This is a genomic window from Streptomyces sp. Tek67B01 (assembly GCF_055231995.1).
On the sequence record NZ_JBUYUY010000001.1, the window covers coordinates 3,773,263 to 3,786,681 of the forward strand.

Consider the following 13,419-nt stretch of genomic DNA (forward strand, 5'->3'; position numbering starts at 1 on the left):
TCCCCTCCCGACACCGGTGCCCGCTTCGGCGGCACCGGCGGGAGGCGTCAGCCCTCGGAGTCGTCGGCCTTCGCCTGCTCGTACAGCTCGAACCAGATCGACTTGCCCTCGCCGCGGGGATCGACCCCCCACGTGTCCGCCAGCATCTCCATCAGCAGCACCCCGCGACCGCTGGACGCCATCTCCCCCGGGTGCCGCTTGTGCGGGAGCTCGTCGCTGGAGTCCGCGACCTCCACCCGCAGCCGCCGGGTGCCCAGCTCGCCCACCGCCTCCGCGACCAGCAGGGCGTCGCCGTCGGTGTGCGTCAGTACGTTGGTCACCATCTCGGAGACCATCAGTTCCGCCGAGTCCACCTGGTCGGGGTCCGCCCAGTCGTGCAGCAGCTCCCGGATGTGCCGCCGCGCGCCCGAGATCCGTTCCGGCTCCGCCTGGGCCACGCTCAGCATGGTGCGCCGGCCCGGGCGCGTGTAGTGCGGGGAGGTCGTGCCGCAGCCGCAGCCCGCCCCCTCGCGGCACAGCAGGACCACGGCTATGTCGTCCTCGCGCCGGTCGGCCAGCGGGCCGGTGGTGTGGTGCGAGGACGGGCCGTGGACGGTCCGCACCAGCAGGTCCGCGAGCTTCTCCAGGTGCTCCCCGTCCGGCCCGTCGCCGTCCGTGCCACCGGCGCCACCCGCGTCCGGGGCCTCGGCTTCCAGGACGGCCCGCAGCCGCGCCCACCCCGTGTCCAGGTCGTGTCCGCCGGTCTCGATGAGCCCGTCGGTGCACAGCATCAGCGTCTCGCCCGGCTCCAGGGTGAAGCGGGTGGTGGGGTAGTCGGTGTCGGGGACGATGCCCAGCGGGAGGCCGCCCGCCGTGGGCCGCGTCAGGACCGTGCCGTCCGTCATCCGGACCACCGGGTCGGGGTGACCGGCGCGGGCCACCTCCAGCAGGCCGGTCCGGGGGTCGCACTCCATGTAGAGGCAGGTGGCGAAGCGCGGGCTGGTGAAGTCCGGGTCGGGGCCGCCGGCGGTGTAGGCGGCGGCGTATCCGTCGGCGTACCCGTCGGGGCCGTCCTTCTCCTGCGAGGAACACAGCCCGGCGAGGAAGCGGGAGGCCCGGGAGAGGACCGCGTCCGGCCGGTGCCCCTCGGAGGCGTACGCCCGCACCGCGATCCGCAGCTGACCCATCAGGCCCGCCGCGCGTACGTCGTGACCCTGGACGTCCCCGATGACCAGCGCGAACCGGCCCGAGGGGAGCGGGATCATGTCGTACCAGTCGCCGCCGACCTGGAGCCCGCCGCCGGTCGGGACGTACCGCGCGGCGATCCGCATGCCCGGGATCTCGGGGCCGAGCTGCGGCATCATCGACCGTTGCAGCCCGGTGGTGAGTTCCCGCTCGGACTCCGTCACCCCGGCCCGCTGGAGGGCCTGGGCCAGCATCCGCGCCACCGTGGTCAGCACCGACCGCTCGTCCGGCGAGAAGGACACCGGGTGCTTGAAGGCCGCCATCCACGCGCCCATGGTCCGACCGGCCACGACCAGCGGGACGAAGGCCCAGGAGGACCGGCCGAAGGGCTCCGCCAGCGGCCACGTGGCCGCGAAGCGCCGTTTGTACTCCTCGGGCGTCGGCAGGTAGACCGCCCGTCCGGTCCGCACCACCTCCGCGGCGGGGTAGGCCGTGTCCAGCCGCATCTCCGTGAAGGGGCTCTCGTCCCCCGGGCCGTGCCCGTGGTGGCCGATGATCGACAGCCGCTCGCCGTCCACGCCGAACACCGCCAGCCCGTCCGGGCTGAACCCCGGCATCGAGAGGGAGGCGGCGACCCGCAGCACCTCCGCCGTCGACCGGGCCTCGGCCAGCGCCCGGCCCGCGTCCAGCAGGAACGCCTCCCGGGAGCGCCGCCAGTCCCCGGTGATCGGGGTGTGCGCGGCGGCCGTCCCCGGCTGCGGCTCGGCGATTTCCTGGACCGTGCCGATCAGCTCGAAGTCGACCCGGCCGCGCGTGGTGGGCGCCTGCACCGGCTTGGAACGGCTGCGCACGGTGCGCAGCACCCGCCCCTGCGCGTCCACGATCCGCAGCCGGGCCTCGGCGAGGGTGCCCTCGGCGACGGCGAGGTCCACGATGGCGTTGATCTCGTTCCAGTCCACCGGGTGGAACCGCGACCGTACGGCCACCTCGGGCAGGACGGCGGGCTCGGCGGGCAGCCCGAGCAGCCGGGCGGCCTCGCTGTCGAGAGTGACCATCCCGGAGGCGTTGTCCCATCGCCACAGACCGGTCGCGATGGCTGCCAGGACGTCCTCGGTGCGCACCCGGCCATCTTTACAGGTGATCGGCCGACGCTGCCTGTTCAGGCCGGACCGGGCTCATCTTCAGGCTGGACCGGCCGCCTGTTCAGGCTGTACCGACCGCCTGCTCAGGGCCGGACCCCCTGTCCGTCCCGGGCGCCCCGGCTTCCCGTACGGGGCCCCTCCGCGGCCGCGCCAGCGCGGTACCCGTCCCGGACGGTAACCTTGTGACGGTTGAATCCACCCTGGTATCGCGAAGAACTGGATGACTGATGCATCGGTACAGGTCCCACACGTGCGGCGAGCTTCGTGCCTCCGACGTCAACGCTGACGTCCGGCTGAGCGGCTGGGTGCACAACCGTCGAGACCTGGGCGGCATCCTCTTCATCGATCTGCGCGACCACTACGGCATCACGCAGCTCGTCGCCCGCCCCGGCACCGCCGCGAACGAGGCGCTGAGCAGCGTCAGCAAGGAGACCGTCGTCCGGATCGACGGCAAGGTCGTCTCCCGCGGCGCGGACAACGTCAACCCCGAGCTGCCCACCGGCGAGATCGAGATCGAGGTCTCCGAGGTCGAGGTGCTCGGCGCGGCCGGCCCGCTGCCCTTCACCATCAACACCGACGACGGTGTGAACGAGGAGCGGCGCCTGGAGTACCGCTTCCTCGACCTGCGCCGCGAGCGCATGCACCGCAACATCATGCTGCGCTCGGCCGTCATCGCCTCCATCCGCTCCAAGATGGTGGCCCTCGGCTTCAACGAGATGGCGACCCCGATCCTCACCGCGACCTCCCCCGAGGGCGCCCGTGACTTCGTCGTCCCCTCCCGTCTGAACCCGGGCAAGTTCTACGCCCTCCCGCAGGCGCCGCAGCAGTTCAAGCAGCTGCTGATGATCTCCGGTTTCGACCGCTACTTCCAGATCGCGCCCTGTTTCCGTGACGAGGACGCCCGCGCCGACCGTTCGCCGGGCGAGTTCTACCAGCTCGACGTCGAGATGTCCTTCGTCGAGCAGGAAGACGTCTTCCAGCCCATCGAGAAGCTGATGACCGAGCTCTTCACCGAGTTCGGCGGTGGCCGCGCGGTCACCTCGCCGTTCCCGCGCATCCCGTTCCGCGAGTCGATGCTCAAGTACGGCAACGACAAGCCCGACCTGCGCGCCAAGCTGGAGCTCGTCGACATCTCCGACGTCTTCGAGGGCTCGGAGTTCAAGGCGTTCGCCGGCAAGCACGTGCGTGCGCTGGCCGTCCCGGACACCGCCGGGCAGCCGCGCAAGTTCTTCGACGGTCTGGGCGAGTACGCGATCTCGCTGGGCGCCAAGGGCCTGGCCTGGGTGCGCGTGGGCGAGGACGGCGGCCTGACGGGCCCCATCGCCAAGTTCCTCACCGAGGAGAACATCAAGGTCCTCACAGAGCGTCTCGGCCTGGCCGCCGGGCACGCCGTGTTCTTCGGCGCGGGCGAGTTCGACGAGGTCTCCAAGATCATGGGCCCGGTCCGGGTCGAGGCCGCCAAGCGCGCGGGCCAGTTCGAGGAGAACGTCTTCCGCTTCTGCTGGATCGTCGACTTCCCGATGTACGAGAAGGACGAGGAGACGGGCAAGATCGACTTCTCGCACAACCCCTTCTCGATGCCGCAGGGCGGCATGAAGGACCTGGAGGAGAAGGACCCGCTCGACATCCTGGCCTGGCAGTACGACATCGTCTGCAACGGCATCGAGCTGTCCTCCGGCGCCATCCGCAACCACGAGCCCGAGGTCATGCTCAAGGCCTTCGAGATCGCCGGTTACGACGCGGAGACCGTCGAGCGGGAGTTCGCGGGCATGCTGCGCGCGTTCCGCCTCGGCGCCCCGCCGCACGGTGGCATCGCCCCCGGCGTCGACCGCATCGTGATGCTCCTGGCCGACGAGCCGAACATCCGCGAGACGATCGCCTTCCCGCTGAACGGCAACGCGCAGGACCTGATGATGGGCGCGCCGACGGTGCTGGAGGAGTCCCGTCTGCGCGAGCTCAACATCGCGCTGCGCAAGCCGGTGGAGACGAAGTCCTCCGAGCCGGTGGAGAAGTCGGTCAAGCCGCACCAGTAGGCCGCGGCCGCGGCTCCACGCGGAGCCGCCGTGGACGACGCGAAGGGCCCGGGATCGGTGATCCCGGGCCCTTCGCGTCGTCCCGTCTCGTCTCGCGTTGTCTCGCGTCGATCAGAAGCGGTCGAGGACGCCCTTGAGCAGGGCCGCGGAGGTCAGCTCGCGCGGGGCGGGGCCGGCGTGGAAGAAGCCGGCGTTCTCGGCGTCCAGCTTGCGCAGGAAGTCGAACGCCTTGGAGTCGTGGTCACCGAAGGCGACGAACTGCCAGAGGATGTCGTGGGCCGCCGCGTCGGTGATGGCCTGCTTCGCGGGCTGGCGGCTGTCGGGGGCGCCGTCGGTCTGGAACACCACGAGCGCGCGGTGGTCGCCGCCGTCCTTCTGGTAGCGCTCGACGACCGCCTCGACCGCCACGTGGTAGCTGGTCCGGCCCATGCGGCCGAGTTCGGCGTGGCGGGACTCGACCCAGGCGTCGTCGTGGGCGTCCAGGGTGAGGTCGGCGGTGCCGTCCACCTCCGTGGAGAAGAAGACGGTGTGCACGGTCGCGTCTTCGTCGAGGTGCGCCGCGAGGGCGAGGGCGTGGTCGGCGAGGTACTGGGCGCTGCCGTCCTTGTAGAAGCCGCGCATGGAGCCGGAGCGGTCCAGGACGAGGTACACCTTGGCGCGGGAGCCGGTCTTGCCCTTGCCCCGCAGCACCTGACCGGCGGCCTTGTAGGCGGCGGCCACCTCGGGCGCCTGCCGCTTGACGGCGGCGAGCGCGACGGCCGGCCCGGCGGCGACCGCCTCCGCCTCCGGCTCGGGGGCGGCGGTCTCTTCCGGCGCCTGCGCCACGGGCTCCACCTCGGCGGCGGTGGGCTCGGGCTCCGTCGCGGCCTCGGGCTCGGCCACGGCGGCGGGCTCCGTCGCCGCTGCGGCGACGACGGGCTCGGGCTGGGCTTCCGGCTCGACGGCTACGGCCGCCGCCTCGGGCTCCGGCTCGGGTGCGGCGTGGGCCGCCGGCTCGGGCTCCGGCGTGACCTCGGCCTCGGGCTCGGCGACGGCGTGGGCCTCCGGCTCGGCTACGGCCGCCGGCTCGGGCTGCGGGTCGGCGGCGGCCTCCGGCGCGGGTTCCGCTTCGGCGGCGGGCGCTGCTTCCGGTTCCGGGTCGGCTGCGGGCTCCGGCGCGGGTTCCGTTTCCGCGGCGGGCTCCGCGACCGGCTCGGGCTTCGGCTGGGTCGGCTGCGTAACCGGCGTGGCGGAGCCACCGGTTGCCGCCTCCGATGTGGCCGCAGGCGACGGACGGCGGGCCTCCGGGACGGTCGGGTCCGTCGTCTGCGGCGGCGCCGTCAAAACCGTGCCCGGCTCACGGTCGCGCGGCGCGGACTGCGGCGGGACCGTCGGGTTGTCGAAGGACGCCGCCACCAGCTCGGCCGCCACGTCCAGCGGCGCGCGTTCGGCCTGGTTCGGGACGGCCGCCGACGGGGCGTCCGACGAATCCGGAACCGGTTCGGGAGACCGTCCGAACACCTTGCGCAACAAGCTCCGAATACCCATGGGCCAGGCCTTTCGCATGTGTGCGTGCGTCATTTGTCCGAGCTGCGCGGTAGATCCCTACCCAGAGTGGACACGTAAGGTTATCGGCCCCTTGGCTGGAACGTCGGCAGGGGCGCCAATCGTGGCGTTCCTGTCACCTACGCACACTCGGGGCCTGCGGGAACTCCTCCTTCACCGCGTCCCCTTCACGCAGCGTTCATCTCCTCGCCATGGCATCCGCGCCCTTTTGGAGGCGGTTTCACGTGAAACATCGGCCGCTGCGACTGCCAACTGCCGTCAGTGTTCGGTGGCGATGGCCCGGGCGGCGGTGACCTCCTGGTGCACCGGGGCCAGTACGGAGTTCTCCGCACCCGCCGGCAGCGGGGCGACCCGAACCCCTCCTGGGTTCCTGTTGGTCCGTACCCCCTCGGCCAAGCCGCGCAGCTCGGCGGTGACGACCGCCACCTCCTCGGGAGCGGGCGGTGCGACTCCGTGGTTGACCCGCACCCTGGCGGCGGTCGTGGCGTCCACGATCCGCTCGACGGCCACGACCAGGGGCCACCAAGCGGCGGCGCGCGCCCCGGTGGGCGGAGGCTCCGTCAACGCCCTCTGGAACTCGCTCCGTACGCCCGACAGCTCGCGGTAGATCCGCCGGCGGGCGTGCAGCCGGGCGGTCCGCGCGGCCGCCTGATCGGCATCGGTGGTGTCGGGGACGCTGAAGGCGCGCTCCACGTACCGTGCCGAGTCCTCGACGGCGTCGGCCAGCCGGTCCCCGATCCGGGTGTGCCAGCTCTCCGGCCACAGCAGGTATCCGGCGACCAGGGTGATGGCGCAGCCGATCAGGCTGTCCAGCAGCCGGGGTCGGATCAGGTCGAAGCCCTGATGGTTGAGCTGGTCGGACAGCAGCAGGATCACCGGGGTGATCGCGGCGGTCTGGAAGGCGTAGCCCTTGACGGAGAACGCCGGGATCAGCGCGGCCAGCACCATCATGACCGGCACGTCCCACCAGCCGCGCGGCACTTCGGAGAGGACGGCGGCTGCCAGGACCAGCCCGACCGCCGTGCCCAGCGCCCGCAGCACCGCCCGCGAGAACACCGAACCGAAGTCCGGCTTGAGGACGAAGGTGACGGTCAGGGCGACCCAGTACGAGCGCTCGACCGGCACGAGGGAGACGAGCGACTGCGCCAGCCCGATGCACAGGGCGAGCCGCAGCCCGTACCGCCAGGAGGCGCCCGACAGCGCCATGTCGCGCACCGCGCGCTGGGCCCGGACGCGCAGGGCGGCGGGCCGGCCGAGCCGGTCGTCGATGTTGTACGGGTCGGGTTCGTCCTGGTACACGGTGGTCGCCGCGTACCGGAGGGCCTTGTCGACAGCCCGCTGGGACGGCCCGTGCGGTGCGGGAAGCTCCAGGGCGGATTCCCCGGTCTGCCCCTCCTCCACGACGCGGCCCAGCTCCCGTACCGCCGCCGGGACCTCGGGCGGTAGGGGACGGCCGCTCAGGTGCGCGGCGGGTGCCGCGTCCACGAGCGGGACCAGCACGTTCAACTGGGCCAGGATCCGCACGAGGGAGGGGTTGCGCCCGTGGACCCGGGCCCGACGGCCCAGGACGAGGTCATAGGCCTGGTTCAGCGCCTGGGTGACCTCCAGGCGCCGCTCCTCGTAGGTGGGTCGGCCCGCCGCTTCCAGGGCGTCGGCGAGGGCCCGGTAGCAGGCCGCGACGGCGGCCCGTTCGGGTTGGCGTCCGCGCAGCGGCCAGCCCAGCAGGCTCAGCGCCAGCACGAACAGTCCGCCGGTGGCCAGCAGCAGCGGCGCCGTCCACCAGGGCTCGGGAAGCGGCAGCCCGGCCCCCACCACGGCGTTGAGTAGGAGCAGCAGCCCGGAGACGGACGCGACGGTGCCGATCGAGGAGATCATCCCGGAGACGAGGGCGATCAAGGTGAGGACGCCCACGGCCAGCCATCCGCGCCCGAAGACGAGCGTCCCCAAGGCGACGCCGACGGCACCGAACAGCTGGGGGACGGCGATGTTCAGGATGCGCATCCGGTAGGCGTCGGCGGTGTCGCCGATCACCCCGGACAGGGCGCCCATCGAGACGAGCGCGCCGTACTCGGGTTCGTCGAGGGCGAAGCCGACGGCGAGCGGGGTCGCCATCGCGATCCCGGCGCGCACGACGGCGGCCCACGGCACCGGTGTCCGGCTCGGTCGCAGTCCCCGGAGCAGCCAGGCGGGCGGCGTCAGCGGGATCTGCCGGGCGCCGGGCCGGGCCCCTGGCTGCCCGGGCGGTATGTGCTCCGTGCGTCGTTCGCTGCTCATTCCCGCTTCCGTGGCGCCGCTCGCGAATCGGTTCTGCTGGGTCTGTGTGGGGAGGGTCTGCGGGGAGTTCTACGGGGGTCTGTGGAGGTCTGGGCCTTTGGGCACGTTCCGAGCTTATGGGGTGCGGCGCAGTCGCCCGGTCAGCCAGGCGGCCAGCGCGGCGGCGAGCCCGATGGCCAGCACCACCCACGCGGTGGTGCGCAGGAACGAGGTGAGCGCGTCGTACACCGCACCCGCGGCCGGGCGGTCGACATCGGGCGGCAGGTCGTCCAGGGTCAGGCGGCGGCAGACTTCCACGGTGATCCAGAGCAGCACCGCCCCCACGGCGAGCCCGATGCCGGTGGCCAGAACGGCGCGTCGGCGCCGCACGGCGACGGCTACCGCCGTCAGGGCCAGGACGAGGGTCAGCAGGGGAAGCCATACACCGGCGACCTGGAGCATGCGGAATCCTCTCCGGAGCGCGCCGAGATCGTCGTACTCCATGACCTTCACGGACAGGTGCGTGACGGGGATGCGGTCCGCGAACGGCACCCCGTCCCCCATGAGTTCCCCCTTGACCTCGGCGAGCACGGGCGCCAGATCGATGGTCAGGGCGTTGCCGTGGCCGGTGCTGAGCGCCCGGAAGAACGCGGCGTGCGCGGCGCGGTTCGCGGCGTCCCACGCCGTCCGGTAGGCCGGTGTCCCCACGAAGGACCGCAGGGCCTCGCCCAGCAGCGTGTCGACACCACCCTGAAAGGGCCCGGCGTCGATCTGACCGGCCAGGGCGCGGGTGCCCTGGGTGACGACCACGTTCTGCACGGCGGGGTCCCGGGCCAACGGGGACATGGCCGCGGTGTAGCGGTCGGCGTTCCCCAGCTCGCGATCGGCCCAGTACGCGATGGCGCTCGCGGGCACCAGCAGGGCCACGAGCACGATCAGTACCGCCGACAGCGAGGTGCGCACGTCACCAGGGAACGCTCTCGCGACCCCGTCGGGCCAGCCCTGTTGCTGCGATCGGGTGACCCCGGACGCGGCGCGTCGCCCGGGTGGCCGCCTTGATCCACTTGCCGCGCCGGAGCGGCGGGTGTGCCCTGGAGGGTGGACAGAAAGGAGCCTGCCATGGCACACGCGGCACCCACCGCTCCCCGGCGGCCCCAGCTGATGACAGGGGCGGACCCCCGGCACGTCAGTAGGAGCGCACTGGTTCTCCCCCTGCTGCTCGGCCTCGTCTACGGGGTCTGGGCGGCCTTCATCCAGCGTCAGATGGGACCGGTCGACGCCGGTAACGTCTTCTACGGAATCCTGTGCGGCGTCGTCTTCGCCGGCTGCGTGTTCGCCCTCGCCCGGTTCGGCCCGCGGCTCGCACGAGAAGCGCACGCGGCCGCCTGGGGCGCCTTCGCGGGCATCGCCATCGGCTACCTGTTCAGTCTCACCAACGAATCGGTGCTCCGCTCCACGGGGATCGGCTTGGCCGTGGCCGTGGCCACCGGCCTCACCGCCTTCTACCGTTACTACACGCACGAGGACTGATCCCGGTACGTGCCGCCTGGCGGCGCCGGTCCCGCGGGGACCGGCGCCGCCTACGACTCACTCCGCCGGCGCGGCCGCGGCCGGGCGCTGCGGGACGTTCCCCGGAAGGGGGTTGTCGCGGCCGGTGTCACCGCCGGTGTCCCGGTCGGTGTTCTCGGACTGGGGGCGGCGGGCCGAAGGCGGGGTGCGGCGGGCGGCTTCGGCGCGGAGCATGGCGTTCAGGGCCGCGTACGGGTCGATGGGCATGACGGAACCTCACGGTGTCGCAGGAGTGTGGGCAGGAAGCGCTGCTGTGGGCGCACCGACCCGCGCGGGCAACCTCGCGCGGTGGGCACGCCCGGGCCCGCTCAGCAGCGGAGGACCACACTCCGTACCGCCTGCCGCGACGACCCCGCCCCAGCCGCCCCGACCGGGATGGCGCTCGGCGGGTGAGCGGCACGTTTCACGTGAAACATCGTCGGCGGCCGCCGTACGCCCGGCGTCTCGCGCGCGAACGCCCGCAGAGCCGGCCGTGCCTCGATGTCCGGGGCCGGATCGGACGACCCGTCGGAGGGCTCCGCCGGTGCGGTGGTGGCAGGACGGGACTCGGCAGCCGTGGCCGCCGAGGGAACGGCGCCGAACACGCACAGCAGTACGACGCAGATCACCGTCAGGGCCTTCGCCGTCACCGCCCGCGCGTACCGCGCACCGTTCATGCCCTGCTGTGTGCCCAGACGCGCCGACGCCCTGGCCGTCGTAGGACGAGAAACGCCCGTTGGGGGGAGGAATGCACCCCTGTCGGGGGACGAGGACCCTTGCCGGCTGACCAGGCCCGGTTGACGGCGCGGCTCAACGCGTGTGGTGGCGCCCCGTCAACCGGGCCACGACGACGGCGTCACCGCCGACGAGCCTCAGCCCCGCGCGTTCCGGCCGTTCGGTCCGCTCCGCCCGTTTCCTCGGCTCCGGCATCCCGCCCGTCTCCACCGGCATGACCCGGACCACGCTGAACACGGCCGTACGGTGGTCCGCGCGGGCGACCTCGATGAGGCGCCCGCGCCGCAGACCGGCGAGCCGCAGCTCCTTCCCGCTGACGACGGCGGTGCCGGCCGACCCCGGGGCCGGGCTGCCCGGGTCCCACCGGACCCTGCCCTCCGGGTTCCGTGAGGAGACGTGGACGTCCACCTCCAGGCTCGGAATCCGCAGGCGCACCGGCCGCGCCGCCCGCATCGGCAGGACGGGGGTGGCGGAGGAGCCCCGGGCCGGCCGGGAGCCGGTGCCGGGTGCGTCCGGACCGGCCTGGCCGGGGTACTCACCGCCGTGCTCCAATTCCCGCACCAAGCGCCGGTGGCCGGTCAGTCCCAGCGCCCGCGACGGCAGTGCGTCGCTCACGGTGACGGCCTCGGGCTCGGCGCCCTGGGTACTGTGCAACATCGCTACGCCGGTGCCGAGCAAAGTGACCGTCAGCGCACCGACGGCCCACTGGGCGCGGGCCATGGCATTCCCTCCTGGTCCGGCTCGGGCGGCCGAATCCTGTCAGCAGTGGATCGCTCCCGGCCCCCGCACACATCGGGAGGCGCCGGACACCGCCGACATGTCACCGGAGTGTCGTAACAGCTCGGGCGCGTCTTCGCAGCTGGAGGAGGGTGAGGGCGCCGTTTTTCGGCCGGCGCGACCGGTACGCCCGTACGGGTGGGCGGGAGACGGGAGTGGCCACCGCCGGGCGTGGTCATCTTGGGGCGGGATCGGCCATCGCCGAGCGGGCACACCCCCCGGGTCAGACCACCACCAGTGCCGCCGCGGTGCCGCCCATCAGGGCGGCGGCGACATGGATGGCGGGATGCCCGTAGTCACCGAACCAGAGTTGCCGGGCCAGACCGCCGAGGCCGGCGAGAGCCAGGATGACGCCGATCTGGGCCAGCAAGGTGATGGCGGTGAAGGGGGCCAGGAGCAGCAGGACCGAGCTCAGCCAGAACGGGGCAGCGCCCGTCCAGCCACGCCATTGCCAGATCGCCGTCTGCATGTGCCACCGGCCCCTTCACCGTCAACTTGTCGGCTGCACAGCCTCCTTGGGCGCGATCGCGGGCACAAGTGCGCGTTCGGCTAGATATCCGAAGGACAGGCCGAAAGTCGCCCACAGCGCCGCTTGGATGGTGAGGGTCGCGATCCGGAACTGCCAGATCAGCACGGCGGGGAAGTCCGCCGGTACCTCGTTGATGCCGGGCAGGAAGGCGTACGCGAGGGCGATGGCCACGACGAACGCGAGCCCGGCGACGATCGAGGCGTTCCAATTGCCCGTGCGAGGTGCCAGCCGCCGCCCCAGGATGAGCGCACCCGAGGCGAGGAGCACGCTCAAGGCGATCATCAGCACGAAGAGGGTCGTACGGCGTACGACCGTCTCGGGGTCGCCGACCGCCGGCGGGTTGGAGGGGTACTTGAAGAACGGCACCAGGTTGATGGTGACGAACAGGCCCCCGGCGACCAGAGCCGCCGTGGCCCGCGGGCCGAAGCGGCCGACGCGGCCCAGGGCGTAGCAGAAGACGAGCGCGGCGATGCCGCCGAGCGCGACCCCGTAGAGCAGGGTGCCGGTGCCCAGGCCGGCCGTGGCCTGGAGGGCCCGGCTGACCGGGGCGGCGGCTTCGTCACCGTGGTGGTGGCCGGCGGAGGCCGCCTCCTCGATGGCGATCGCGGCGTCCACCTTCGACTCGCCCAGCACGTAGGCGACGAGGAAGGCGGCCAGACCGGCCAGCAGGCCGGCCAGCATGCCCCGCACGAGGAGCACGCGAGGGGATACGGAGTTCATTTGGATCGGAACTCCGGATCAGTGGCAGGGGAAGCCGAGGAGGTGACGGCCGTCGTGCATCCACTCGTGGACGGTGTTGCCCTCGAAGAGCGCGGTCGCGCCCTGCTCGGCGCCGACGAGGTAGAGCAGGAAGAGCGTGACGATTCCCGCGAAGACGGCCCAAGGGGCGAGCGCGGAAAGGGAAATGGGGGCAACGGCGGCGGGAGCCGTCGTGGGCGCGGCAGAGTGAGCCATGGCAGAACCTCCAGAGGGAACACGCGTCCCGGTCAGTGGTGCTCTTTGACGACGGTGGCGGGTCTGACTTCCCTCCCCGTATCCGTGCGGGAGGTTTCACAGTGGCGCGACCGTGCCGGATTCTCACCGGTACTTCCGTCATACCGTCGTCATGTCGTCCGTGACCGTACCGCGCGCGTGGCCCGAACACCACGGCGTGTGGGCGCCGTCTCACGCCCCGGGCGCGCGCCGGGCCCTTCGGCCCTACCCTCTTCGCATGCCTGTCGTACGCCTGCGCCTCGTGACGCCACCGCTCGGTCCGGCCGCCCGCCAGGGGCGGTTCGGGGTCACAGAACCCTGCCCGGGACACGAGGGCCTGCGCGGCCAGGACATGGGCGAGTGGGCGGGCCGGACCCTGGACGAGGTCGCCGCCGGGGATCCGCGGGCGGTCGGGCAGTGGCTCACGGACCCGTCGTACGCGCCCCCCGGCGGCGGGGAGTCGGTGGCGGCCCTGATCGCGCGCACGGGCGCGCACCTCACCGGTCTCGGCCCCGGCACGCACCGCGCGGTGGTGGAACAGGCCGTCGTACGGGCGGCCGTGGTCCACGCCCTGGACTTGCCCGCGGCGACCTTCTGGCGGCTGGACGTGCGGCCGGACACCGTCACCATCCTCACAGGACGCTCCGGCCGCTGGAACCTGCTCCTGGGACAGCCGGACGGCCCGGACCCCGCGACGCGGTCCGGGCCGAACTGAGCGCTG

13 protein-coding genes are annotated in these 13,419 nt (G+C 72.7%); 3 read left to right on the forward strand and 10 right to left on the reverse strand.

The features are described from left to right. Positions 1-47: 47 nt before the first annotated feature. On the reverse strand, positions 48-2,285 hold the full coding sequence (locus ACV7NM_RS17005; RefSeq protein WP_463411068.1) for a SpoIIE family protein phosphatase: 2,238 nt from the start codon (positions 2,283-2,285) through the stop codon (positions 48-50). A gap of 248 nt (positions 2,286-2,533) precedes the next feature. Between ACV7NM_RS17005 and aspS the strand changes: the two genes are divergently transcribed. Beyond that, entirely contained in the window at positions 2,534-4,339 is a 1,806-nt protein-coding gene (gene aspS / locus ACV7NM_RS17010) for an aspartate--tRNA ligase (RefSeq protein WP_136210167.1), read from the forward strand. 111 nt (positions 4,340-4,450) lie between these two features. Here aspS and ACV7NM_RS17015 read toward each other — a convergent pair whose 3' ends face one another. The 3 genes from ACV7NM_RS17015 to ACV7NM_RS17025 form a co-directional block, all read right to left on the reverse strand. Further along, positions 4,451-5,866, reverse strand: a complete 1,416-nt coding sequence (locus tag ACV7NM_RS17015) for a VWA domain-containing protein (protein WP_463411069.1) — start codon at positions 5,864-5,866, stop codon at positions 4,451-4,453. A 276-nt stretch (positions 5,867-6,142) separates the two neighbouring features. Further along, positions 6,143-8,158, reverse strand: coding sequence for an FUSC family protein (locus tag ACV7NM_RS17020; protein ID WP_463411070.1), 2,016 nt, complete (start codon positions 8,156-8,158; stop codon positions 6,143-6,145). A 114-nt stretch (positions 8,159-8,272) separates the two neighbouring features. Further along, complete coding sequence (locus ACV7NM_RS17025) at positions 8,273-9,100, reverse strand: hypothetical protein (RefSeq protein WP_463411071.1); 828 nt, start codon at positions 9,098-9,100, stop codon at positions 8,273-8,275. A 156-nt stretch (positions 9,101-9,256) separates the two neighbouring features. Between ACV7NM_RS17025 and ACV7NM_RS17030 the strand changes: the two genes are divergently transcribed. Beyond that, on the forward strand, positions 9,257-9,667 hold the full coding sequence (locus ACV7NM_RS17030; protein WP_463411072.1) for a hypothetical protein: 411 nt from the start codon (positions 9,257-9,259) through the stop codon (positions 9,665-9,667). Positions 9,668-9,724: 57 nt separating this feature from the next. Here the strand turns inward: ACV7NM_RS17030 and ACV7NM_RS17035 are convergent, their stop codons facing one another. The 6 genes from ACV7NM_RS17035 to ACV7NM_RS17060 all read right to left on the reverse strand — a co-directional run bounded on the left by ACV7NM_RS17035 (position 9,725) and on the right by ACV7NM_RS17060 (position 12,680). Continuing rightward, positions 9,725-9,913: a hypothetical protein gene (locus ACV7NM_RS17035; protein WP_463411073.1), complete on the reverse strand. Its 189-nt coding sequence runs from the start codon at positions 9,911-9,913 to the stop codon at positions 9,725-9,727. Positions 9,914-10,014: 101 nt separating this feature from the next. Continuing rightward, positions 10,015-10,362, reverse strand: a complete 348-nt coding sequence (locus ACV7NM_RS17040) for a hypothetical protein (protein ID WP_463411074.1) — start codon at positions 10,360-10,362, stop codon at positions 10,015-10,017. A 133-nt stretch (positions 10,363-10,495) separates the two neighbouring features. After that, positions 10,496-11,140 carry a sortase family protein gene (locus ACV7NM_RS17045; RefSeq protein WP_463411075.1) on the reverse strand — a complete coding sequence of 215 codons (645 nt, stop codon included), beginning with the start codon at positions 11,138-11,140 and terminating at the stop codon, positions 10,496-10,498. Positions 11,141-11,420: 280 nt separating this feature from the next. After that, complete coding sequence (locus ACV7NM_RS17050; RefSeq protein ID WP_463411076.1) at positions 11,421-11,666, reverse strand: hypothetical protein; 246 nt, start codon at positions 11,664-11,666, stop codon at positions 11,421-11,423. A gap of 21 nt (positions 11,667-11,687) precedes the next feature. Next, on the reverse strand, positions 11,688-12,446 hold the full coding sequence (locus tag ACV7NM_RS17055; RefSeq protein WP_463411077.1) for a CbtA family protein: 759 nt from the start codon (positions 12,444-12,446) through the stop codon (positions 11,688-11,690). Positions 12,447-12,464: 18 nt separating this feature from the next. Beyond that, positions 12,465-12,680: a CbtB domain-containing protein gene (locus ACV7NM_RS17060; protein WP_136210149.1), complete on the reverse strand. Its 216-nt coding sequence runs from the start codon at positions 12,678-12,680 to the stop codon at positions 12,465-12,467. Positions 12,681-12,936: 256 nt separating this feature from the next. Between ACV7NM_RS17060 and ACV7NM_RS17065 the strand changes: the two genes are divergently transcribed. Further along, the gene (locus ACV7NM_RS17065) at positions 12,937-13,413 is read left to right on the forward strand and encodes a histidine phosphatase family protein (protein WP_463411078.1); all 477 of its coding nucleotides are present in this window, start codon (positions 12,937-12,939) and stop codon (positions 13,411-13,413) included. The last annotated feature ends 6 nt before the right edge of the window (positions 13,414-13,419 follow it).